The sequence below is a fragment of the Myxosarcina sp. GI1 genome (genome assembly GCF_000756305.1).
Taxonomy (GTDB): domain Bacteria; phylum Cyanobacteriota; class Cyanobacteriia; order Cyanobacteriales; family Xenococcaceae; genus Myxosarcina.
Genome location: NZ_JRFE01000015.1, coordinates 125,836 through 148,883 on the forward strand (window position 1 = coordinate 125,836; position 23,048 = coordinate 148,883).

The window sequence follows — 23,048 nt, forward strand, 5'->3', positions numbered from 1 at the left end:
TTGATGTATTGGTGGCGGTTAAAAAGATGGAAAAGCTTGGCTTTGGCGATCGCCACTGGTTTAATTCTCATTTTGGGGAATAATTTCGCGCTTTCAAAACAGTTTTTAATTTCTCTCCCCGTACCTCAAGCTCATCCTCTACCACGTTTTTTAGCCACTTGGGAAGCTAGTGAAAACACTGGAGATTATTTCGACCAAATCGAGTCTACTGAGATGGGGTATTTAATTTGGTCTAATTTTCCCGTTGAAATATATATCGAACAGCCTTCTAAGACTGAGAATACTGCCAGCAACCGCCGTTTTTGGCAGTGGGTAGCTACAGTAAGAAAAGCGATCGCCGAGTGGAATGTTTATTTACCTTTAGCAGAAATCGATAATTTCCAACAAGCCGACATTGTGGTATTACGATCGCTACCAGAAAGAACCGCAAAAATAAATCCCGAAACTGGACTATATGATATTTCTAGAGCCATTACCGCTCAAACTAACTTTCGCTTCTATCTTCAAGAACAGACGCAAATTCTCGCTCATAAAATGACCGTAAGCATTAGTCCTAATTTTTTAGGGGAGTCCCTGCTCGCTACCATACGTCATGAATTGGGTCATGCTTTGGGTATTTGGGGACATAGTCCCGAACCAACCGACGCACTATATTATTCACAAGTTGCCAATCCCGCGCATATTTCTTCTAGAGATATCACTACTCTCAAAAAAATTTATCAGCAGCCTACTAGACTGGGATGGAACATAGAGCGATCGAAAACCAAATAAACTTTTACAAATAAATATTTGTAAACATTTGACCTAAGTTCGAGATAAGAAAAAGACAGGTAGTAATCCCTCTATCAATCGCCAATAAAATCTTTTAAACAACTCTACTTCCCAATACAAAAACGGCTAAAGATACGATCTAAAACTACTTCAGTGACTTCTTCTCCCGTAACTTCTCCTAGAGCTTTAATTGCGCCGCGCAGGTCTATAGTCCAAAAGTCTAAGGGAAGTTGTTCTTCAATGGTGACTATGACCTGTTTGAGAGCAGTCTCGGCTCTAGTCAGGGCAGCCGCCTGTCTTCGATTGATAGCTAATTCCGAGTTGGTAGCAACCAGCTTTTCGGAAGCAACCAGGTTGAAAATTGCCGTTTCTAAATCTTCGATGCCGCGATTTTCTAAGGCAACGGTATTAATTGCCAGCCGAATTTCTGAAGGATATTCAACCTTACTAGCTTCAACCAGATCGGTTTTATTGATCGCTAGTATTACGGGACGATGCTTAACCTGAAGATAAATTTGCTCGTCTTCACTCGTCCAACCGTCAGCAGCATCAATAGTCAATACAATTAGATCGGCAGCAGTAGCAACTTTACGCGATCGCTCGACTCCGATTTGTTCTACCGTATCGGCAGTATCTCTAATTCCTGCCGTATCTAATACCCTTACGGGAATGCCTTTAACTACCAAAGTCGATTCTACTACATCACGAGTCGTACCTGGTAAATTGGTAACGATGGCGCGATCGCTTTGACTCCAGGCGTTGAGTAAGCTGGACTTTCCCACGTTAGGACGACCGACAATAGCAATTTTCAAACCGCTTCTCAATAGCTCTCCTCTTTCTGCTGTAGCTAGAATTCCTGTTATTTTAGTTAACACCACGCGAATTTGCTGGCTTACCTGTGCTTCGTCTAGAGGGGGCAAATCGTCTTCAAAATCAATTCTGGCTTCTACCTCGGCAAGAATATCCAAACAGGTAGAGCGCAAGTTACGTATCGGAGTAGATAGTTTACCCTGTAAACCTGCCAAAGCTGCCTGAGAGGCTGCATTAGTCTGCGCTCCTACTATATCGGCTATACTTTCAGCTTGAGTAAGATCGATTCTACCGTTGAGAAAGGCTCTTAGGGTAAATTCTCCCGATCGCGCCAGTCTAGCACCCTGAGACAAACATAGTTGCAATACCTGCTGGACGACGACAATTCCCCCATGACAGTGAAATTCAACTACATCCTCTCGCGTAAAGGACCGGGGTTGGAGCATTATCAATAATAGTGCTTCATCTATTATCTGCTTGGTCTGAGGATGGCGTATATAACCATAAAGTATACAATGACTCTGCCAATGCTGTTTTCCTGGTGCGGAGAATAAAACACGAGCGATGTCTAAGGCGGTATTTCCCGACAACCGAACTATACCTACACTTCCTTGCTGTGGTACGACGGCAGTAGCGATCGCCGCGATGGTTTCTTGCTGAATTAAAGACATTTAAGTACAGTTACTCAAAGTTTTAAGTAGAGAACTTTCCTTTTCTCCTGTTTCTTGTGTAGCATTTATTTAGGAATTTAGATCGTAAATTTAGCAACTACTGTGGATGAATCGCTCTTACTCCGAAAGCAACTTGTCTTCTCCAAGTGCTGTGGTAGAGAAAAAAACAATTAATAGTAAGGTTGGGCGCAAACGCCGTAAGCCTTGGATAATTAGACGGATTCGCCTAATTGTCTCTCGTCTGATTCGCCTGCGTGCTACTCCTCAAGTAATTGCCAGAGGTTTATCGGTAGGAGTTTTTGCGGGATTTTTCCCTTTTTTTGGTCTGCAAACCGTAATCGGTATTTTCTTAGCTGCAATCGTTCGAGGCAGTAAGATAGCAGCAGCAGCAGGAACCTGGGTTAGCAATCCTTTGACTTACGTACCTATTTATGTGTTCAACTATCAAATAGGTAAATTGATTTTGGGTACTGAAGATACTGTAGATTTACCTTTAGAAATTGAGTCTTTTAGATCTTTTCGCACTTTGGGTTTTTCTTTTGGAGCGACTTTAATTACAGGCTGTCTGGTCGTAGGTGCGATCGCGGCACTGTTAACTTACGTTATTAGTTTGCCAATTTTCAAGCGTTTGCGTCAAAAACGAAAAACACAACGAAGATTTAGAAAGCAAAATAAACAATTTTAGTTGCTCGAACCAAAAAGCAGCAAATAGAAACGAATTACGCTACTTGCTGCTACAAATAACTGGTTTAGTCGAGATAGCCCATTAGGGTAGAAGTATCATCCATTTCATTAGGAGCAACGGGACGATTGCCCATAACTGAATAGTTTTCACTGATACGTAGTGTGCTAAGTGCAATGGGACGATTACCCGATATTGCTAGAGCATTGTTAAACTGGACCGTTCCTTTAGATATGGGACGATTAGAACCTACAGAAGAGTAAGTGTCTACTATTTCGAGGTGGCTGCGTTCGATTGGACGATTTTGAGGTAATAAACTGGTTTGCTGTTTTACCGACAAAGCCAAAGCCTGTTTTTTGTTACCGTTATCTGCTGGCTGTTGTTCGGCTTCTGGTGTTGGAGTACCATTGTTTTCGGTTTTTTCTTCGCTCATCGAATTATCTCCTAAATTTAATTTAAGCTGTCTTTAATTGAATATCGGCAAATAAGTAACTAAATTATCTATTTTTATTTTCTCTTAATAACTGCCTTTATTTTGCCATTTTATAGTTTTTGCAGCAAGATCGATCGCCTCCGAGCGACAGAAACACGATTTATTTATTGGTAGCGATCTAAATCGAGAGACTCTATGCCTTCTTTTTGAAACTTTAGCAGTACTTCATTAAGCTGAATCCAAACAAGAGAACCAGTAAACAAGGTTAAGAGTAAAGCTACGCCATAAGCAGAGATTAAGCCAAAATCGAAAATCAACAAGCCACCAGCTAGAAACACCCAGACTCCCAAACAAGTTCCCCAATAGGTAACTAACAAATTTGCACCTTCTAACTTGAAATAATTAGATGATTCGGAATCTTCTTGCGACCATTGGCGAATTTTTTGTTCTACTTGAGTTTCAAAAGTCACACCGCAAATTAGAGCGATCGCAAATCCGATAATTAATATCAAAAATGGTGGTTGAGAATAATAATACATAAACGAGAATATTTGAAGTTCTCAATTACTTTATCTTGAAATGCTGTCATTACACTTAGCATTTAGCATTTTCAACTGCTCAACTCGCGCGTTCTTTTGCAGATGCAGCGGGGTATGCGCTTACGCGCTGTTCTTCGAGCTTTGCTCGTGCATTCCGCAGGTTTGCTCGCAATGTTTAATGTTCGATGAGAGGTCAACTTATAGCGGTAGGCATTATTGTGGCTACTCTTTCGATAGAGAAGTCGCGAAAAGTGCTAAAAGCCAATTCAAAAATACTTTGTGGTTTAATTTCATCTTGAATTAAACTCCACAGACGCTTAACCTCGTCAGTATGAATGCGTTCGTCCTCTGTTATTGCTAGCAATAGCTGTTCGCGTAAATATTTTCCTTCTTCTGAAAGCAAATATTGCAAACCCAATCTAGCCGTAGGCAAAAGCTCGAAATTATTATCGGAACGAGCGATCGCAATCATATTTTCCAATCTTTCCCACTGAAACTTACCGTCTCTAATTAGTACATCGAGCAAACGTCTTCTTAGCTGGGGAGATTCTCCAGTTAATAAACGCTGAGATACGTAGGGATAAGAAACTTCAATAATTTTGAAGTTGGGATTGAGGCTGAGTGCCAAACCTTCTTGAGTAATTAAAGAACGAATGATCAAAGCAAATTTGGCAGGTACTCGAAAAGGATATTCATACATCAACTCGGAAAATTCGTCGGTGATAGTTTTAAAGTTGAAGCTGCTAACGCTTTCACCTATCGCTCGTCCTAGCACCTGTTCTAAAGCAGGAATAATTGGCTCGATGTCTACATTAGGGCTTAGAAAGCCTAATCGAACAAAATCTTTAGCTAAAGCCTGATAGTCGCGGTTGATTAGCTGCACTACCGCCGAAGCAATGGTTTCTTTCATCCATTCTTCAAGCTGATCCATCATGCCGAAGTCGATATATGCCATGCGACCATCGAGTGTAGCAAATAAATTTCCTGGATGGGGATCGGCATGAAAAAACCCGTATTCTAATAGTTGACGCAGACCAGAAGTTACGCCAATCTCAATTAGATTATCAAGATCCAAACCAGCAGCTTCGATGCGCTCGATATCGGTAAGCTTGATACCGTTAATCCACTCTAGAGTTAAAACTCGACTGCTACTATACTGTCTGTAAATAAAAGGAACTTTTACTTGAGGATCGCCATCAAAATTAAGAGCAAATTTTTCCGCATTTTTAGCTTCGTTTACATAGTCAATTTCTTCAAATAGTTTGGTTCCAAACTCATCTACTATTAAAGTCAAATCATGACCAAGATTTAGAGGCAGCCATGGTGCCAGCCAACTCGCTCCCCAACGCATTAAATATAGATCGAGGCTCAATAAAGGTCTTAAATTTGGACGCTGAACCTTGATCGCTACTTCCTCACCACTGTACAAAATACCCCGATATACCTGACCCAAACTAGCAGCAGCTATTGGATTTGCCGAAATTTCACGATAGATATCTCGAATTTTATGCCCAAGTTCGGATTCGATAATTTTAAATGCAGTTTGATTATCAAAAGGAGGCAATCGATCTTGAAGCTCGATTAACTCGTTAAGAAAGTCGCGGCGAATTAAATCTGGTCTGGTAGATAAAGCCTGCCCTACTTTAATAAATGTCGGACCGAGTTTGGTTAAAATTTTGCGTATTTCTGTGGCGCGCTTTGGTCTATTTATTTCCGTTTTACCAAACCATCTGTCTAGCAAAATACGAATTATAAAACCACCGAATAACCAGACGATCGAAAATGCTCGTCCAATAACTTGCCAAGGTCGATAGCGGTAATAAGACGAAATTGCTTTAGCATCGTAACGTAAAGACTGTGGTGCATCGATCGCTTTTTCGTCCATTATTCTCTTCGTTGCTATACCTATAAAATTAAATTATCGCTTAATATTAATTTTAGTATACAATTTTACATCTTACTTTACTTATAACTATTTTCAATCGATTGAATGAGTGCATATAAAATATATGACTTACGCAATCAATCCAAAAATCAGGGATTTTAGGCTTTAGGGAACGGGGAACGCTCGCCAAGACGAGAAATTACAGCTACGTTATAGCGGTAGGTGCGTAAATTCTGAAAATATCTGTAGTACAGCCGCTTATTTTAGCTATGAATTAAGTTTTTAATCGCGCCTTTTTGAACTTCAATGCTTTGCGCTAGCTTAAACTGAACTAAAGCTCGATTTAGATTTTGTTCTGGATATTTGACCTGAAAGTAAATATTACCTGCTAAATAGTCGGTGAAAAATCTCAGTCCCAATTCAAATGCTAGTAACCGAATTGCTTCGTAAAGATATCGATAATCATTGGATGTTAAAAATTTAGCTACCGATAAATATCCTTGTAAAATCGAGCGTGCGAGATCGAGATCGAAATATACATTTTGCCAGTTTGAAGTTTCTTCTCCCAATAGATTACAAGCCGATCGCAGACAGTCACCAATGTCATAATGTATCAAGCCAGGTTTGACCGTATCGAGATCGATAAGGGCGATTGCCTGTTGAGTTTGGCGATCGAGTAAAATATTATTGACTTTAGGATCGCCATGAATGGGACGTAGCTTCAATTCACCTCGTTCTCTGGCAGTTTCTAAAATATCGGCAGAGGCGGCGCGATCGCTGATAAATTTGAGGCAATAATCAACTTTGGAAGAATTGTTGACTTTAGCTCGTTTTAGAACTATTTGATAGTTTTGTAAGTAGTTTGGCGTGATATGAAAACCAGGTAAAGTATCGGCCAGTTGGGTTACATCGAGATTGCCAATTAAATTGTGGAACATTCCCAAGCCATAGCCTACTTCCCATCCGTGTTTGGTATCTCGAACCGTGTCGAAAGATTGGGAATTACTAATATAGCTAATGCCGCGCCAGAATGAGCTTTGAGAATCTATATAATAGGTGCGATCGCTATTTTTTACCCTTAACACGCGAGGAACTTCCCAGCGGCGATCTTTTAATGGTGTCTGCTGTAGTTCTTGTCTCAGGCGATTGCAACAGGTGCTAATGTTATTCATAACCAGTTCTGGCTGATGAAAAACTTTAGTATTGAGGCGTTGCAGTACGAAATGCGGTTCGGTAGTAGAATTGGTGGTTACCAAAAAAGTATGATTGATGTTGCCACTACCAAACTTTTTTACCTCTAAAACTTTGTTTTCCTGTAGTTTGAACAGATCGGCGATCGCAATAAGATTATCCACAACTATAATCCAATCGAAGATTTAAAAAATAATAGTTTAAATTGGTTCTTCTTCGCCGTCAAAGGTACAAGTAACAATAGTGCCACCATTGCTCACATTTTCGATGCTCAATTCGCCATCGATAATTTCGGCTCGATAGCGCATAGAGTTAAGTCCTATACGCTTGATACTAACAGAATACAGGCTGTGAGAAATAGCCCGAACTCTTTGACTAGCTTGTTTTGAAGTCTTGAATAGTCGCTGAAAAAGCTGCTCTAGTTGGGGAGAAGTTGATTCGTTTAAAAATTGATGCTGGATAAAACTTGCCAGCATTCCAATTACGTTTAAATCCTGCTGTACACTGTAGTGTAAATCTCTTTATGCTCAATTTAAAATTATATTGAGTAATTCTACTTAACGTCAAACTAATATTTAAACTTATTGCTAAATCTCGTATACAGAAAAAGCTGGAGTTTTATAAATTAGACAAACTATGTATGAGCAAATCAAAAAACAGACGATAATTGATATTTGCTCTATAGTCAAGCATTTTTAGCTGCACGATGCCAATTTTGAGTAATGCCAGAATTTCCTAAAGGCAGAAAAATAGTTAATTCTTTGCCTTGTTCGTGTCTCTGTCTAACGGTGAGTTTGCCGCCTAAAGCTTGAAATATATTTTTGGTTATATCCAAATTGAGGCTCAAACAACCCGTTTCTGGTTGAAATGTTAGTAATTGACCCAGAGACTTAAGAGGGTTATCCTCGCTATTGTGTTCTGATAGTACCTGAAGTTTGAGGCGATCGCCAGCAGTAGTAACTTTGACATGAATATGTCCGCCAGTCGGTAAACTGCGGGTGCAGCTTTCCATCAAGCCCGTCAGAACCTTATCTAACATAGCAGGATCGCTAACAATTTTAGGAAGCTTTTGGGGAAGGCTAAAATCTAGTTCCACGTTGCGCCGCTGTGCTTTTTTCTGCCAGCGCGGTATGCTTTGTTGAAATACCTGTTCTAAAGGAAAAGGAACTAAATGAACTGGTTGAGCAGCAGGAGATGTAGATTTAAATTCTGCTGCTTTAAAAATTAGCTCCATACGTTCGATTTGTTCGGTACACTCGCGGTCTATCTCTTGTAAACGCTTGACGACGTTGGGTTTAAAATCCTGTTGGCGTTTTAATAGCAGTTTGGTCAGAGTCCGAATCGTGGTTAGAGGAGTCCGAACTTCATGAGTTAATGCCTGTAACAGTTCCATTTCCAGCTCTTCCGACTGTGTCGGTGCAAAAGCAGTTGTATACTCCGCTGTAGTGTCAGGCGATCGCAGATGAGAAACAGTTTTTAGTCGCTCGGCTTTTTCCGCTTCAAAACTAGTTTCGTCTGGTAAATTATGCAGCAGTTGGCGGGTAAAGCTAGATACCAAACGATAGTCAGGAACTGTCGGTTTAAAAGTTTCTACGAAACCATCTAAGGTTTCTCGCTGATGGTAATCGAAAGGCAACAGGCGCGATCGCAAAGCTAGCCATACTTGTGTAATAAGTTGTGGCTCGAACGTAAAATGAAATTGCGCTATTCCTGCTGTGTCGGTTCCCAAGACCATCAGTAAGCTAAATTCCTCAGTCAAAATCAAGCAAAACTGTTCCTTGGCGATTGGATCTTGAGGAATTAAAGGTAGTTCGAGGGTAGAGGCAAAATTCCGTTGGGAATTATCTTCAGCCAGGGATGACTTTTTGCAGGGCATTAACGCTGCTTTATTAAATGCGCGAGGAGTAAATATTGCTGTTTGATAGTAAGTTGAGATTAGTGAATTACTAAATAGCGGTACTGGCGCAGCTAAAATCAGTCCCTGCTTGTTCTGTGACGATTTAAACTCGATTCGGTCTAACAGTAATTGCTCGACTGTAGCGATCGCACCGCACCATTCTCTTTGGGCTTTTAATAAGGCAATACGGTTCTTACTGCTATGCTGTTCTCGATCTCGTTCGTTCGTTTTACTATTATTCTCAGGCGATAAAAAATTAAATTTTGCCTCATCGCGGTTGAGAATATCGCTCAGATTTTGCAGCAACCAATTTTGCACTTTTGTTACGACCTCCACCAGCAAATTAATTTGCTTACGTTATGTATTACGTACGTTGAAATCTCTCTCAAGAGAGAAAATTTATTTGTATTGTTTAAATCGTAGCTGTTTTAAGAGCTACTTCAAAGCAGTAAAACCGAACTAAATATTCGCAAACCCCGATATTTGTTAAAAGAAATAAACCCAAAATCGCTCTTTTTACTGTGTGGGTTAATAGAGATCGCTATTCGCTCTCTTAATTAAATGCTATATACTGCTCGCAATAAATTTAAATACATCTTTTAGTTTATGAAACGAGGCAGCAAAACCATACTAACCTTATTATTAGTTGGCATATTATTATTAAGTAGCTGTGGCGATCGCAATACGATCGAATCAGAAAGACCCCTGAAAATAACTTTTTGGCACGGCATCAACCCTCCAGAAAATCGCGATATTTTTCAAGAGTTAGTTACTAGTTTTAATCAGCAACATAGCGATATTGAAGTAAAAGCTTTATATGTCGGACAGCCAGATGCCCAACTACCTAAAATTTTTGCTGCTACCGTTAGTGGACAGCCACCAGATATGTTGTGGTTTGTTCCTCAAATCACTGGTAAGTTGGTACAGTTAGGTGCTTTGCTTCCTTTAGAAACTTGGCTGAATGATGCCCCAGTTAAAAACGATATCGACCCAGTAATGTTTGCTTCGATGAAGCTGAAAGAACATATTTATTCAATTCCTTTTGCTACCAACAATGCTGCTGTTTTCTATCGTCCTGGTTTATTTGCCGAAGCGGGAATTACCGAGCTACCTACAAATTGGTCGGAGTTTAAAGCTGCTGCCAAAAAACTCACTAAAGATACTAACGGCGACGGTCGCCTAGATCGCTATGGCGTTCTATTATCTTTAGGTAAGGGAGAATGGACGGTATTTGCCTGGCTGCCGTTTATTTACAGTGCGGGGGGAAATTTACTAGCTAACGGTCAGCCAGACCTAACAAATAGCGGTACGGTGGCAGCTTTGCAGTTAGGAGCAGATTTAGTAGAAGCTAAAGCAGCTGTTTTGTCTTCTCCAGAAAGAGGTTACGAACTGGATGATTTCTTGTCGGGAAGAGCGGCGATGCAGGTAACTGGTCCTTGGACTCTGTCACAGCTACAGCCAACTGAAATTGATTATGATGTTTTTCCCATACCCGTTGCTGAAACTCCAGCCGCAGTTATTGGCGGCGAAAATGTCTTTGTATTTAAAACTACTTCCGAACGAGAGCGGGCTTCTCTAAAATTTTTAGAATATATTTTAAGCGAAGAATTTCAAACCGCTTGGGCTTTAAAAACAGGTTATTTACCAATTAATTTAAAATCGCAACAGAGCGCAGAGTATCAAAATTTTGTAGCAGAAAATCCCGTGTTAGAAGTGTTTTTAAACCAAATGAAAGTAGCCAAATCGCGTCCAATTATTACGCAGTATACTCGCCTGTCAGAAAATTTGGGTAGAGCGATTGAAGCGACGCTTTTGCAACGACAAACACCAAAAACAGCTTTACAAGAATCGCAGCAGCGTTTGGAACTTATATTTGATAATTAAAAAAAGCTATAAGCCATTAGCTATAAGCTATAAGCTTATTAATTAAATTAGTAAATATAGAGCGATCGCTATGTAAAATAAAACTTTGTTTTAGACCAATTCGGCAACGCAAGACTTGAGTAAGTTATTAATGTCCCATCCTATTAATTCTTGTCAACTACCACCATTTTTACAGTCAGGAGACTTAGTTACGGTTATTGCACCTAGTGGTGCTTTAAAAGAAACTCAGGTAGCAGCATCGGGTTTGGCAATATGGCGATCGCAAGGCTATCGAATAAGATTGGGAAGCAATTATCGCTCTGGCTATGGATATCTAGCAGGAACCGATCGCGAAAGAAGACAAGTATTAGCCGCAGCCTGGAACGATCCTGAGTGCAAAGCAATTGTTTGTCTGAGGGGTGGTTATGGTAGTGCGCGGTTATTAGAAGCTTGGGACTGGCAGCAAGAAAATTCTGCTGCCAAATGGCTAATCGGTTTTTCCGACATTACCTGTTTGCTGTGGAGTCTTGCCAGGGTAGGTATTGCCAGTCTTCACGCTCCCGTACTGACTACTTTAGCGGCAGAGCCAAAATGGTCGCTCGAACGCCTTTTCGGCTGTTTGCGCGGCGAAACTCTCACTCCCTTACAAGGTCAAGGTTGGGGTGGTGGAAAAGCTAACGGAATTTTACTACCTGCAAATCTTACTGTAGCTACTCATCTGCTGCAAACGCCACTTCAGCCCTCTCTAACAGGAGCTATTTTAGCCTTTGAAGACGTTACCGAATATCCCTATCGTATCGATCGCCAACTGACTCAATGGCGGTTGATGGGAGCTTTTAAAACCGTAAAAGGAATTGCTCTGGGTAGGTTTAGCCGCTGCGATGCACCCAAAGGCAGCAAAAGTTGGAAAATAGAAGCCGTGTTGCGCGATCGCCTGGGAGATCTAGATATTCCGATCGTTTCGGACTTACCCTTCGGACACGACGGAGTCAATGCTGCTTTACTCGTCGGGCGATCGGTAGAATTAGATGGCGAAGCAGGTATTTTAAGTTGGAACTAAGATTAAATATAGGCTAGCCAGTAGAAAATATAAATTTATAAGGAGAACACATTTTGCCTCATACTATTGTCACCGAAACTTGCGAAGGAGTAGCAGATTGTGTCGATGCTTGTCCCGTAGCCTGTATTCATGAAGGACCGGGAAAAAACGCTAAAGGACATGACTGGTACTGGATTGATTTTGCCACCTGTATTGACTGCGGTATATGTTTGCAAGTATGCCCTGTAGAAGGCGCGATCGTGGGAGAAGAAAGACCAGAACTGCAACAAACTCCTGGTTAATACCTTCATTTGCGCTCGACCCAGGTAAAACTTTTTTAGACAAACACCAAGCATAAAACTTGTTGTGAGTTTCTTTAAAAGACAATGCCTGGGTTTTTTATTTTGTTGAAATTGGTATTAACCTTAAGTTCACATCTATGTCACTTAATTGTCATATTTAATTGTCAAAATAGTATGTAAAAACAAACTGGTTTCAGAAAACATACACCAAATGTCTGCTTTTAAAACAATTTTGACAACAATAGTTAGCACTGGTATTGCAGGTGCTTTAATGGCATTGCCAGTTCGAGCTAATGAAGATAATTTAATTTATAAATCTAAAGATGCAGAACTAACTTTAAGCCAAAATTATTATGACTATAGCGATCGCCCAAACAATAATGAACCAGCCAATGATTTTAATAAAACTATTGGTCTAATTGGTTTGGCAGTAGGTACTGGCTTTGTTGGTTGGCGTGTCGCACGTTCCTATAAGCCTTCTGTAGAAAACTCTATACCTGCATTAAATAACCACAACGCCTCCCTACTCGATCGCGTTAGTCCCAAACTGCGCCAGCAGCTATTAAGGTTGGTACACAATCGTCAGACGGCAGATCGTCTTTTATCTGGTACTTTACTTAGTCATCCCAACCGCTCTCCCAACTGGCTAGCCGAAAAAGTTATTTACGATCTACAGCGCGATCGCTGACAAAAATTTGATTAGACAATTTAATAGTACTATGAAGCGATCTCCTTCCTACTTTAAATGCGATTGAATTAGAGTTAACGGTAAAGCGTGTTTTTGGTTGGCTCAAAATGGGAAAATAGTTAACTTTAAAAAAGATAATCTATGGCGCGATTGTGAGCTATAAACTAGAAATAGCTTTATACTTGCTCTCTAACCCAACTGCGAAAGGCTTTCATTCTCTTGTTTCTTCCTTCGGTTCTACACTATGATAAATATTGAGGAACGACTTCAATTAGAGAGAAATTGGGAAAATTGGCACTAGATTTAGACTCAACATATTTACCATCTATTAAAAGCAAAATTTGCAGCTTATTTTTTTCATGTCTCCATAGTTCTGGTACGCCTAAAGCTTGATATATTTCTGGATGGGTACGATTGGTAACGTCTATTTCTATAGCTAAATCTGGTGGTGGATCGACAGACAAGTCTAATCTATTTTTGCCTCTAACTACAGCTTCATTTTGAATGTAAAAACAGCTATCTGGCTCAATTCCTACAGACATCAATTGATTTTTAAAAGTAGTAGAACCCAAAGGACAAAATTCAATATCTAGTTCTTCTAGCAGAATTTCTACAAAATTACTCAGATAAACTTTGTTGACTTCGTGTTCTGGTAATGGTGTCATGATTTCCATTTGTCCTCTGTCATAGGCAATTCTAGAACCGCGACTTTCCCCCAGATCTTCTAAAATAGCCTCAAATTCATCCCAGCTAATATCGTTAAGCACTACTGTTTGTCCTGGCGGAACTATAATTCTGTTAACTTCTAGTAGCATAGTTTTTCTACAAGTAATGCTCTCTGAAGATGAGGCGTAACACCAATCGGATTGTCGCTCGAAATTGCTTTTAAAGAAGAACTTTATTTACTTTATCGATCGCGATCGCGCAGTAATCACCTATATCTCATTTATAGCAAAAGGTTTGTGTTTAACGATATTGGGTAAATGGTAGACAGTAAAGTGTACATAGTAGATTTCGATCGCTAATAATTAACTTAGTAATGGCACAACTTAGTACTTTAAGCAGCATTCTCTCTCACTGGTATCGACAGCAGCTAACAGCAGCAGAGATAGAGCAATTAATTAAAACTGAATTAGCCGATAAACACAGATGTAAGGCTTTCAGAATCGATCGCGCTAACTGTCAGGAGAAACTTGAGGCGCGATCGCAATTATTTAAATTAGTTGCAACTCCAGTAGTTCAATGGTGTAAAAGCCAGGGATTTGAGCGGCAAGAAGATATTTTACTCATGCTCTGGAGATTATGGTTGCCATTAGCCATGCAGCTAGACGCAACTAGAAACAAATTAGGCAGAACCTCGATCGAAGGCATACTAGGAGGACAGGGAACGGGGAAAAGCACATTAGCCAGTATTTTAAAGCTAATTTTGAACCAATTAGGACATTCAGTAGCCATCCTGTCCATCGACGATCTTTATTTGACTTATGCCGAAAGACAACAACTACAGCAACAAGATCCTCGTTTAATCTGGCGCGGTCCTCCAGGTACTCATGATGTAAACTTGGGCTTACAGGTTATCGAGAGATGTTTATCAGCAAATACTAGCGAACCTATTTTGTTACCTCGCTTTGATAAATCGGCTTTTGAAGGGGCGGGCGATCGCACTACCCCAGAAGCCATAGAGAAGATAGATATTTTGCTGTTTGAAGGCTGGTTTGTAGGGGTACAGCCTATAGATGATAGAGTATTCGAGAATCCTCTAGAACCAATTACTACCTCTGAAGATTGTCAATTTGCTAGAGATAACAATCGAAGACTCAAAGCTTATTTACCACTGTGGGAAAAACTAGATAGCCTTATCGTACTCAATCCTGTCGATTATCGTCTCAGCCAACAGTGGCGTAAAGAAGCCGAACAAAAAATGAAACAACAGGGCAAAACAGGTATGAGTGATGCCGAAATCGATCGCTTTGTTGAATATTTTTGGCAAGCTCTGCATCCAGAACTATTTATTGCACCGCTAATTAATAACCGCAATTTAGTTAACCTGGTTATCGAGATCGAGCGCGATCGTAGCATTGGCAAGATTTATTAAAAAAGACTTTAGGCTTTAGTAAAAGTAGACAGTCTTTTAAGCAAGGGGGCGGAGAGATTTTTTTGTCCGACTGATTTTTCCCCTGTTCCTCAGCACCCTGCCCCCAAGCGAAGCGGTGCTTCTTTTAACTGCCATAAACTCTCTGTCCATCTCCTGGTAATAAAGTTAGCATTCTGGGATTAATTTTTTCTCCCGTAGTTACTTCCACATCTTCGTCCCAGACTTCAATCGATAGAACTTTGTTATTAGCGCGGTAATCGTAGTAAGTACATTTGCTAGCGGTGCGGTTTAAAGTCGTACCCGTACGAGTCATAGTAGCTTTACCAGAGCCAACTAAACTATAGATTTCATCGGCATAAGTCAACTGTTTGGGAGGTGTACCGCTAATGTCAATTTGGTTATTGGGTTCGAGCAATGCTACCTCTACGCGATCGTCTTCATCTACCGACAGCCATGCAAGCCGATCGTCTGTTTGGAGTAAATATTCCAGCCAGATATAGCCATTGTCATCATAAGTCAGCTTACCCTCTACCACCCAATCTGTGTCTAAATACTGAACGATATCGCCAATTTCTAAGTTAAAAATATTGCGTTCTAAAGCTGGTAGCTGCGGGCTAGTTTTACCTTGGGGAAGAACACCCTTTTGTTGCAGTACAAGTAATACTATAGCTCCAATAACTGCTGCGATCGCCACTAACCAAACCATAAATTTATTTCTCCTGCCGCTCAACTATTAATTATTGGATTTAAAAGTAGAAAAAATTTCTCTTTAATTTTTTAGTGCCTAGTGCCTTTTCTAATATGCAAACCAACGACGATCTGACTGATAGCGAGTAATAACTGGATCGGAAAGTCGATTGATATCTACTCGATCTAAAGTTATGTCTCCAGGTAAGTCAAATAAATGATGTAAATTTGTTGCGGTGAGAAAACGAGTAGTAACGGGCAACTGCAACCTGGTATCATCGATATTTTGTCTCGACGCTAACACAAATCCCCAAAGACCAAAGCTAGGAACGTTAGTTACGTAAGGATGGGAAATTAAACCTACTTCTGCTATGGTTGCTGCAATACAGCTAATTACTTTGGGTGCAAAAAATGGACTGGAAGCTTGTGTAACTAGTATCCCTGTATCGCTGAGGCGACTTAATAAACGACGATAAAAACCTACTGCATATAGCTTGGCGATAATTTCGCGATCGGGGTCGGGAAAATCGGCAATAATTACATCAAATTGAGTTGGTAACTTGGGTGCAATTTGAAAAGCATCGCCATAAATCACCTTAACGCGTGGATCGGCAAATGAATTTTGATTGACTTTGACTAACTGCGGATAACTGCTAGCTAACTTAACTACTTCTGGATCTAGTTCGATTAAAGTTACTTGCTCTACTTCCTGCCATTTTAAAACTTCTCGCAGTGCCATTCCATCTCCCGCACCCATAATTAATACCTTTTGGCGATCGCCGCTAGCACTCATTGCGGGATGTACTAAGGCTTCATGGTAGCGATATTCATCAAAGGTTGATAGCTGCAAGTCACCATCGAGGAATAGCCGTAAATCTTCTCCCTGACGGGTTAAAACGATACGCTGTACGGCTGACTGAATGCGACGCACTACAGGAGCTTGATAGAGATCGTTTTCTAACCTGTTGCTCAAAGAAGTAGCCAGAGGAGACAAAATTATTAGAGCGATCGCAACTATCAAACCTACATAGCCCCAGCGTCGCAATTGGCTAAATTTTTGTCCGATAAAAAACGCCATCAGTGCGGGAAAAGCACCGAGAATAAAAGCAGTGGGAAACATTCCCAACCAGGGCAACAACAATACGGGAAAAGCTAACGAGCCGAGCAAAGCACCTAAGTAATCTAAAGCTAATACGCCTGCTAGAGCTTCTCTAACTCCTGCTTCTAGTTCTAATACTCTAGTAAGTAAGGGAACTTCTAAACCTGCCAAAATTCCCAATAAAACCGTAGCTAAAAACAACCCCAACCAAAGATAGCCATCGGCAATAAAAAGAGCAAACAAACTTAGAGGTAATAATGCCGTCAGAGGTGCAATTAACAGTTCGACTTTAATAAAAGCTGCAAGTAACTGCTGCTGAGAAGCTTTTTTACTGGCAGTATCGGCAGCAATATACTGACTGAGGTAAGAACCAATACCCATCGCCGCTAAAAAACCACCAACAGCCACACCATAAGCCAAAGCCTGGTTGCCTACCAAATAGCTTGCCAGAGTACCTAAAAGCAACTCTACTGCTAACCCACAACCAGAAGAAACCGCCGCCGTTACTAACAATAATCGTCGCTGAGTTTTATTTAACTGGCGATCGCTTGCGATAGGTAATTTATTTGGCATTAGTTGTGAATTATACTGACTAGATACTTACACTAGTTTTATTGCATTTTAATAAAATTAGTGAAAACTCAAAGAATAGAGTATGCGGTAAAAAACAATGGAAGAACTCGTACAGTTAAGGCAGATGGTGCTGATGTGCAAAACGACCGAAGCGATCGCCTTAATTGACGAACTCGAAGAAATGAGCAAAAGAGCAATTATCAGAAATATTGAATCTTATTTGGTATTGTTGCTTTCTTATTTAATTAAACATCAAGCCGAGCAAAGAATGACTAACGTTCTGGCTACGACAACGTTAGCCCTGATCGCAGTCGAAGAGCTAATTCATAGATGGCATCAATTGTTAATGCAGTAGTAAAAATAAAAAAACTAAATACCAGAAATAAAAACTCTTTCGATCTTAAAGAAAATGATTGAGATGATTATTTGGAAGAAGCGATCTAATTAGCAAGTGCTGAAAATTATATTTGAGATAAAAAAAGTTTTACCGATTGTATTTAATTGCATACAGCTAAGTTTTATGTTTAAAATTTGTTTGCGCTTAATTTTATACAAAGTAGATCTGGCTTGAAATAATTAACTACGTTTAGTTTTATAAACTAAGTCAAAGTAATTGTTCTAGATAGGGTTTGGCTGTATTTACATTCTGAAACCTACGTAAGCTTTTCTACCCTTACCTACTAATTACCGATTTAACAGTTTTTTATTGTCTAATTGAAGATAGTGATTTTACAAAAACATCTCAATAAATAACTTGTAATTACAAGTGTATAAGCTTTAACATTTTTATTTTTGTATATAGATTAAATTGTTGTATAAGTAAAAATTGTTTATATAGATATTCTGACTGAGTTACGAGTAAACAAACTTATAAAGAAAACACATGAGCGAAAACTTTGACGTTATTGTCTTAGGTGCAGGAGGTATGGGAAGTGCTGCTGCTTACTATCTCTCCAAAGCCAACCAAAAAGTTCTGTTGCTAGAGCAATTTGAACTCAATCATCAGCAAGGTAGTTCTTATGGCTACTCCCGTGTTATTCGATATTCATATGACAATCCCGTATATGTCGAGCTAATGCGAGCGGCTTATCCATTATGGTTCGCTTTGCAGGAAGAGGCTAAAGAAACTCTATACGTGCGAACGGGAGGACTGGATTTTGGTCTGCCCAGTCAACCGACTTTTGCTAAATTACGCCACAGCATGGATCGAGCTAAACTCCAATACGAACATTTGACTGCTGCTGAGGCAGGCGATCGCTTTCCGCAATTTCAGTTCGAGTCTGGTATGGAGGCACTATATCAGCATGAAACTGGTTTGTTAGCAGCTTCTAAATGCGTCCTGGCGCATACTCGGTGTGCGATCGAGCGAGGAGCTATTTTCAAAGATCGTACTCCCGTAACCGAAATAAAAGTTGGCAGCGACTCGGTAGAAGTTACTACCCCTACCGAGACATACAGTGCTGGTGCGATCGTAATTACCGCAGGCAGTTGGGCAAAACAACTTCTGGAAAGACAGGGAATCGAACTACCTTTAAAAGTTATGCCCTGTCAGCTAGGCTTTTTTGAACCAGACCAGCCAGCCGAGTATGAACCAGGACGCTTTCCCGTCTTCTTTGCTCACATGAATGGAGACTATGGAGAAATGCCCTACGGTATTCCCAGTCATGATGGTTCTGGACTAAAAGTAACGACTTTCTACGGCTGGAACACAGTAAATTCTCCTGCTGAAGTAGACTATACTCCCGACCCCGATTGGATCGAGCGAATGCGGGGCTTTATCGCTAGATATATTCCTAAAGCAAACGGTTCTTTAGTGTCAACCCGTCGCTGTCTGTATACCATGACCCCCGATAAAGACTTTGTTATCGATCGCCATCGAGAATATCCCCACGTAGTCTTTGGAGCGGGTTTTTCGGGACACGGATTTAAGTTTACTACTCTAATCGGCAGTATTTTAGCAGACTTGGCACTTAAAGGCGAAACCGAACACGACATCAGCTTGTTTGAGCTAGAACGTTTTCAAACAGTAGCGGTATAGCTTAACTAAGCGCGACTGCATTTTAGTTAGTAAAAAATCATCCATATCCCCAAAACTATGAATCAGCTACAGTCTTCTGTCGGTCAGGGCAAAACTTATATTGTCGGTGCGGGAGTGGCAGGGCTTTTAGTTGCCGATGCTTTAATTGAGTTGAGTAGCTCTAGATCTCAAACCCTACCAAATATTGAAATTATCGACCAGGCATTTAGCGTTGGTGAAAAATTAACTAAAGGTAACGGGCGTAGCATGACCGTAAGTGAAGGATTGGTAGCAGCAGGAGCAACGCCAGCACAATTACGGGCTGCTTTTACTACCTCGGTTTTTGAAGGCGGAATGTTGTATCCAGGCTTTGCACCCACCGAAGCAGATCGTCAAGCGATTATTGCTTATATCAAAAGTATGGAAGCAGATGTAGAAGAACAGGCACAAATTCTTGCCCAACAGGGCATGGAAACAGATGTTAATGCTGCTGCCTTACTAGCTCGTGACGACGCACTGCTAAGATTTGGATTTGCCAACGTCGAGCTATGGCAAGTGTTTGCTCGGAAAAATCCGATAATTGCTGCCAAGTCTGGTCTGCAAATGAACGAGAAATTTAGAATTTACGAAGGCGCGACAGCAAAAAAACGAGCGATAAAGGAAGTAGAAAGCATCAATCGTATTGGCGCGGAATTTGGAGCGAGTAGTAGTGCCAGGCTAATTAGTTATCGAGAAGCGATCGCTATCGATCCCGCTCTCAAGCCATATTTTTTGTCGCGGTTGGACGAGGCTGGCAATTATCAAGGAGCGATTACCATGCAGCCTGGGGGAGTGATTCACGGCGGGCTTTTAGTAAGAGAACTAGAACAAAAGCTGCGGCAATTGGGGGTAACTTTTAGTTTAGGGCTAAAAGTCTGCGGTATTGAATTAGACTCTGACGGGCGAATTGTGGGATTGAAAGTGCTTAAAAATGGAGTAGAGACAGCAATAGGTTCGCCGAAAGATCGCTTTATATGTACTACTGGCTGCGATCGCCTGCTTTCTCAGTCGGGTATTTTCTCTGAGGAGTTGTTTCCCATTGCTGGAACTAGCATTACTATCCCCGTAGATGAAGAAGCCGTTCGTCGTGGCATTCCTTTTTCTAGAAAGTCTTGGAAACAAGATGGCGTAGGACCGTTAGTTATCAGTCCTACCTTCTCGGCAAACGATGAATTTATCGCCTTTATAGATGCTCTCGACCCTGCTACTTTCGATCCTCTAGCCCCAGAAATTAGAGAATTGGAGTTTTTTAGTGCGGAATTTAGCGAATCGTTTGTGGCTCAAACTTTTAATCCCCAGACTATCGATCCCCGTCAGCCAGACTTCGATCCCTTTTGTGTTGGTGCTAGAGCAGGTAGCTGGGAACTAAGGATTGGAGGCTTGAAGTTCTATCCAGGTCGGGAAGAAGCACTAGATCTCGACCATTCGGGAGTGCGCTGGGCGTTGCACGAACAGATTAAAAAGGCGATCGAGTTTATGCCAGAACTAATGTCTCATGTCTTGCAGCGATCGCTTCCTACAGTCGATACCGATGGCTACCAAGGCGATCGAGTTACTGCAGAAGATTTACTCAAACTTCAGCCCTGGACGGGAGCTAGACCGATGTACGACAAAGGTATGGCAGCAGTGGGAGCTTTTTGTAGTAATGGCTATGCTATAGTCGGTACGGGGTCTTGGGGAATGGCTTGCGGTCTTGGTAATGCAGCAATTATCGCTCAATTAGTTAACGAAATTCCTCAAACCGAGCTAAAAGTGGGCAATATGAAATCTCATGGGATTATTGACTATCTCCAGAGAGTTTTACCATCTCGACTTAAAAGAGCGAATGGATCTTGTCAGAGTCAGATTTTTGAAAGTGAATTGGTCTAAAATTATCCTCTGATTGGGCTGGACTAATACTAATTCACTAAAATTTTCCGAGCATAAGAGCAGGGGAGCGTAGTGCAGCTTACAAAGGTATGTTTTTAATAATTGAATGATTTACTGGTAAAACTGAAACGGAAAATCAAGGATATGTCTTCCCCTACCTCCCTAATTTTTCTACTTCCCCACCTAACTTTACAGTTAAATCTAAAAATCATACATTTGAAAGGCAGGGTGCAGGAAGATTTTTGGGCTACTAGATCCTCTTGTTCTCTGCACCCAAGCGATGCTCTCTTGCCTCGAAGCCGCTCCCAAGCAAAGCGATGCCCTACTTCCTTTATGCTTTAAAACCTAAAAATAGTTCGCAAGGTTCCGACATAAATAGTGCTATTATCTGAGTCACCGTTAGGATTAAATAAAGCATAACCGCCAGGCGTAAGCAGAATAAAGTCGTTCAAAGCGTATTGATATTCTACGTTCAAAAGATAGGGTGTATCTGGATCGTCATTTAGGGCATCTCCTCCAGAATCAACTAGACTAGGTGGCTGTCCAAAACTGACAATAAAAGTCGAGCCTTCTTTTAGTAAATCGGTGTAAGTTACGTAGGCATTCCAGTTTAAAATGTCGGCATCAGCATTGCCTTCAGTTACCGAAGCAGTAGTATAACCAAAGTAACCGCCAACTGACAGTCGTTCTATAACTCGGAAGCTGGTAGCAAAACCATAGTTATTAGAGGTGTTGGCGCGATCGTCAAAAGGATCGGTTGCCGCATCAGTTCCGACAAAGCCAGCAAGATCGTAGCCACTACCCGCACCCTGATAGGCTCTAAGATAAGCAAAAGCCATGTTTAAACGTTCATCTAATAAAGAAATATTTAGGTTGGCACCAGCCGTATAGTTACCGTTAAAAAAACCATTGCCAGACTCAGGAGAGGCGGGATTAGCTGCCCAATAACCTACTTGAAAATTCACCGAGTCGATAAATTCAAAACCCAAACCAACAGCTGCAGCACCACCGTTGGCATTATCATAAATTAAGTTATTGTAGGCACTGTAAAGACTCAGAGCATCATAAGCTATTCCCATCGTGGGAGCAACATCAAAAAAATCATCGACATCAACGCCACTAGTACCGACGAAACCCGTGATTTTATCATTAATGGGAAAATTGTAGTATAAAGCATTTATTTCAAAACTATTACCATTATCGCCTTCATAATTTAAAGCTAGAGCATTATTACCGCCAGATACGGCTGGACTGGTAACGTTCCTTGCCTGTAGGCGAACTCTCAAGAAATCTTTTCCTGTAAAGCTACTGTCAAAGTTGAGACGAACTTGACTGCTAAAAATAACTTGGTCGTCAATATCGTCACCGTTGGGCTTTTCGTCGCCAAAAGTTCCCAGAATATAGTTAACAATCTCTACATTGAGTTTAGTGGTAGTCGAAAACTGGTTATCTTCTAAAAAAGCAGTCCGACTCTCGATATTGTCGATTCTACCTCCAAGACTCGCAAGTTCTGCTTCAAACTCGGTAGTCAATCGCTGCATCGTATCTAAATCTTCTCTGGAAATAGCCTCAGAAGAAGCAATCAAACGTTCGATTTGGGTTAGACAAGAATTTAATCCTGCGGCAAATTCATAACGAGTTAGAGCTTGACTACCTTTATAGGTCTGGTCGGGAAATCCAGCAATACAGCCATAGCGATCGACTAAGCTTCTCAGAGCTTCATAAGCCCAGTCGGTAGGGTAAACATCTCTTAGCTGATTGACATTGGTGACTTGCCCCATTTTGTCTTCTGATTCTTGCAGGGGCATGGCATTGAGGCGATCGCCCGTAGATAACAAGACAGCCAAAGTTACTGCACCCATAGGGAGCAATTTAAATAAATTATTCATCATGACTCT

Annotated in this window: 19 protein-coding genes and 2 pseudogenes; 10 read left to right on the forward strand and 11 right to left on the reverse strand. The window is 40.9% G+C overall.

Annotation, left to right across the window (positions count from 1 at the left end; translation table 11 throughout):
- Nucleotides 1–3: 3 nt before the first annotated feature.
- Complete coding sequence (locus KV40_RS11170; protein WP_036481094.1) at nucleotides 4–771, forward strand: peptidase; 768 nt, start codon at nucleotides 4–6, stop codon at nucleotides 769–771.
- Nucleotides 772–875: 104 nt separating this feature from the next.
- On the opposite strand, the gene mnmE is transcribed toward KV40_RS11170, so the two are convergent.
- On the reverse strand, nucleotides 876–2,252 hold the full coding sequence (mnmE, locus tag KV40_RS11175; protein WP_036481096.1) for a tRNA uridine-5-carboxymethylaminomethyl(34) synthesis GTPase MnmE: 1,377 nt from the start codon (nucleotides 2,250–2,252) through the stop codon (nucleotides 876–878).
- A 106-nt stretch (nucleotides 2,253–2,358) separates the two neighbouring features.
- On the opposite strand from mnmE, the gene KV40_RS11180 reads away from it, so the two are divergent.
- On the forward strand, nucleotides 2,359–2,937 hold the full coding sequence (locus KV40_RS11180) for a DUF2062 domain-containing protein (protein ID WP_036481098.1): 579 nt from the start codon (nucleotides 2,359–2,361) through the stop codon (nucleotides 2,935–2,937).
- Nucleotides 2,938–3,001: 64 nt separating this feature from the next.
- On the opposite strand, the gene KV40_RS11185 is transcribed toward KV40_RS11180, so the two are convergent.
- From KV40_RS11185 to KV40_RS11210, 6 genes and pseudogenes are all read right to left on the reverse strand, one after another.
- Nucleotides 3,002–3,367 (reverse strand): hypothetical protein, encoded by a 366-nt coding sequence (locus tag KV40_RS11185; protein WP_036481100.1) that lies wholly within the window; start codon nucleotides 3,365–3,367, stop codon nucleotides 3,002–3,004.
- A 164-nt stretch (nucleotides 3,368–3,531) separates the two neighbouring features.
- Entirely contained in the window at nucleotides 3,532–3,906 is a 375-nt protein-coding gene (locus KV40_RS11190) for a hypothetical protein (RefSeq protein ID WP_036481102.1), read from the reverse strand.
- Nucleotides 3,907–4,099: 193 nt separating this feature from the next.
- Entirely contained in the window at nucleotides 4,100–5,791 is a 1,692-nt protein-coding gene (locus KV40_RS11195; RefSeq protein WP_036481104.1) for an AarF/ABC1/UbiB kinase family protein, read from the reverse strand.
- A gap of 263 nt (nucleotides 5,792–6,054) precedes the next feature.
- Entirely contained in the window at nucleotides 6,055–7,146 is a 1,092-nt protein-coding gene (locus KV40_RS11200; protein ID WP_156114015.1) for a phosphotransferase enzyme family protein, read from the reverse strand.
- A gap of 36 nt (nucleotides 7,147–7,182) precedes the next feature.
- A pseudogene (locus KV40_RS11205) lies at nucleotides 7,183–7,491 on the reverse strand (hypothetical protein); the annotation flags it as partial.
- Nucleotides 7,492–7,667: 176 nt separating this feature from the next.
- Nucleotides 7,668–9,215, reverse strand: a complete 1,548-nt coding sequence (locus KV40_RS11210; protein WP_253274227.1) for a sensor histidine kinase KdpD — start codon at nucleotides 9,213–9,215, stop codon at nucleotides 7,668–7,670.
- A gap of 270 nt (nucleotides 9,216–9,485) precedes the next feature.
- Here KV40_RS11210 and KV40_RS11215 point away from each other — a divergent pair, with 270 nt between their 5' ends.
- From KV40_RS11215 to KV40_RS11230, 4 genes are all read left to right on the forward strand, one after another.
- Nucleotides 9,486–10,763, forward strand: a complete 1,278-nt coding sequence (locus KV40_RS11215) for an ABC transporter substrate-binding protein (RefSeq protein ID WP_036481110.1) — start codon at nucleotides 9,486–9,488, stop codon at nucleotides 10,761–10,763.
- Between the two features lie 130 nt (nucleotides 10,764–10,893).
- A complete protein-coding gene (locus KV40_RS11220; protein WP_036481112.1) occupies nucleotides 10,894–11,802 on the forward strand; it encodes an LD-carboxypeptidase in 909 nt (302 codons plus the stop codon).
- 53 nt (nucleotides 11,803–11,855) lie between these two features.
- Complete coding sequence (locus tag KV40_RS11225; RefSeq protein ID WP_036481114.1) at nucleotides 11,856–12,083, forward strand: ferredoxin family protein; 228 nt, start codon at nucleotides 11,856–11,858, stop codon at nucleotides 12,081–12,083.
- 211 nt (nucleotides 12,084–12,294) lie between these two features.
- Nucleotides 12,295–12,771 carry a hypothetical protein gene (locus KV40_RS11230; protein ID WP_036481116.1) on the forward strand — a complete coding sequence of 159 codons (477 nt, stop codon included), beginning with the start codon at nucleotides 12,295–12,297 and terminating at the stop codon, nucleotides 12,769–12,771.
- 176 nt (nucleotides 12,772–12,947) lie between these two features.
- Here the strand turns inward: KV40_RS11230 and KV40_RS11235 are convergent.
- A pseudogene (locus tag KV40_RS11235) lies at nucleotides 12,948–13,586 on the reverse strand (Uma2 family endonuclease).
- A 224-nt stretch (nucleotides 13,587–13,810) separates the two neighbouring features.
- Between KV40_RS11235 and KV40_RS11240 the strand changes: the two are divergent.
- The gene (locus KV40_RS11240) at nucleotides 13,811–14,866 is read left to right on the forward strand and encodes a glycerate kinase (protein ID WP_052055550.1); all 1,056 of its coding nucleotides are present in this window, start codon (nucleotides 13,811–13,813) and stop codon (nucleotides 14,864–14,866) included.
- 124 nt (nucleotides 14,867–14,990) lie between these two features.
- On the opposite strand, the gene KV40_RS11245 is transcribed toward KV40_RS11240, so the two are convergent.
- Nucleotides 14,991–15,572: a DUF4178 domain-containing protein gene (locus KV40_RS11245; protein WP_036481118.1), complete on the reverse strand. Its 582-nt coding sequence runs from the start codon at nucleotides 15,570–15,572 to the stop codon at nucleotides 14,991–14,993.
- Between the two features lie 90 nt (nucleotides 15,573–15,662).
- The gene (locus tag KV40_RS11250) at nucleotides 15,663–17,225 is read right to left on the reverse strand and encodes a polyamine aminopropyltransferase (RefSeq protein ID WP_036481120.1); all 1,563 of its coding nucleotides are present in this window, start codon (nucleotides 17,223–17,225) and stop codon (nucleotides 15,663–15,665) included.
- 97 nt (nucleotides 17,226–17,322) lie between these two features.
- Here KV40_RS11250 and KV40_RS11255 point away from each other — a divergent pair, with 97 nt between their 5' ends.
- The 3 genes from KV40_RS11255 (at nucleotide 17,323) to KV40_RS11265 (ending at nucleotide 21,150) form a co-directional block, all read left to right on the forward strand.
- Nucleotides 17,323–17,580 (forward strand): hypothetical protein, encoded by a 258-nt coding sequence (locus tag KV40_RS11255; protein WP_052055551.1) that lies wholly within the window; start codon nucleotides 17,323–17,325, stop codon nucleotides 17,578–17,580.
- A gap of 528 nt (nucleotides 17,581–18,108) precedes the next feature.
- A complete protein-coding gene (gene solA, locus KV40_RS11260) occupies nucleotides 18,109–19,263 on the forward strand; it encodes an N-methyl-L-tryptophan oxidase (RefSeq protein WP_036481122.1) in 1,155 nt (384 codons plus the stop codon).
- Between the two features lie 57 nt (nucleotides 19,264–19,320).
- The gene (locus KV40_RS11265) at nucleotides 19,321–21,150 is read left to right on the forward strand and encodes an FAD-dependent oxidoreductase (protein ID WP_036481124.1); all 1,830 of its coding nucleotides are present in this window, start codon (nucleotides 19,321–19,323) and stop codon (nucleotides 21,148–21,150) included.
- A gap of 338 nt (nucleotides 21,151–21,488) precedes the next feature.
- Here KV40_RS11265 and KV40_RS11270 read toward each other — a convergent pair whose 3' ends face one another.
- Nucleotides 21,489–23,042 carry an iron uptake porin gene (locus tag KV40_RS11270; protein WP_253274229.1) on the reverse strand — a complete coding sequence of 518 codons (1,554 nt, stop codon included), beginning with the start codon at nucleotides 23,040–23,042 and terminating at the stop codon, nucleotides 21,489–21,491.
- Nucleotides 23,043–23,048: the final 6 nt, after the last annotated feature.

What these genes read in the sequence shown, in the direction of transcription:
- KV40_RS11190 (WP_036481102.1), bottom strand. Translation starts at nt 3,906, where the DNA reads ATGTATTATTATTCTCAACCACCATTTTTGATATTAATTATCGGATTT.
- KV40_RS11170 (WP_036481094.1), top strand. Translation starts at nt 4, where the DNA reads ATGTATTGGTGGCGGTTAAAAAGATGGAAAAGCTTGGCTTTGGCGATC.
- KV40_RS11250 (WP_036481120.1), bottom strand. Translation starts at nt 17,225, where the DNA reads ATGCCAAATAAATTACCTATCGCAAGCGATCGCCAGTTAAATAAAACT.
- KV40_RS11240 (WP_052055550.1), top strand. Translation starts at nt 13,811, where the DNA reads ATGGCACAACTTAGTACTTTAAGCAGCATTCTCTCTCACTGGTATCGA.
- mnmE (WP_036481096.1), bottom strand. Translation starts at nt 2,252, where the DNA reads ATGTCTTTAATTCAGCAAGAAACCATCGCGGCGATCGCTACTGCCGTC.
- KV40_RS11195 (WP_036481104.1), bottom strand. Translation starts at nt 5,791, where the DNA reads ATGGACGAAAAAGCGATCGATGCACCACAGTCTTTACGTTACGATGCT.
- KV40_RS11265 (WP_036481124.1), top strand. Translation starts at nt 19,321, where the DNA reads ATGAATCAGCTACAGTCTTCTGTCGGTCAGGGCAAAACTTATATTGTC.
- KV40_RS11270 (WP_253274229.1), bottom strand. Translation starts at nt 23,042, where the DNA reads ATGATGAATAATTTATTTAAATTGCTCCCTATGGGTGCAGTAACTTTG.
- KV40_RS11180 (WP_036481098.1), top strand. Translation starts at nt 2,359, where the DNA reads ATGAATCGCTCTTACTCCGAAAGCAACTTGTCTTCTCCAAGTGCTGTG.
- KV40_RS11255 (WP_052055551.1), top strand. Translation starts at nt 17,323, where the DNA reads ATGGAAGAACTCGTACAGTTAAGGCAGATGGTGCTGATGTGCAAAACG.
- solA (WP_036481122.1), top strand. Translation starts at nt 18,109, where the DNA reads ATGAGCGAAAACTTTGACGTTATTGTCTTAGGTGCAGGAGGTATGGGA.
- KV40_RS11215 (WP_036481110.1), top strand. Translation starts at nt 9,486, where the DNA reads ATGAAACGAGGCAGCAAAACCATACTAACCTTATTATTAGTTGGCATA.
- KV40_RS11245 (WP_036481118.1), bottom strand. Translation starts at nt 15,572, where the DNA reads ATGGTTTGGTTAGTGGCGATCGCAGCAGTTATTGGAGCTATAGTATTA.
- KV40_RS11220 (WP_036481112.1), top strand. Translation starts at nt 10,894, where the DNA reads ATGTCCCATCCTATTAATTCTTGTCAACTACCACCATTTTTACAGTCA.
- KV40_RS11185 (WP_036481100.1), bottom strand. Translation starts at nt 3,367, where the DNA reads ATGAGCGAAGAAAAAACCGAAAACAATGGTACTCCAACACCAGAAGCC.
- KV40_RS11230 (WP_036481116.1), top strand. Translation starts at nt 12,295, where the DNA reads ATGTCTGCTTTTAAAACAATTTTGACAACAATAGTTAGCACTGGTATT.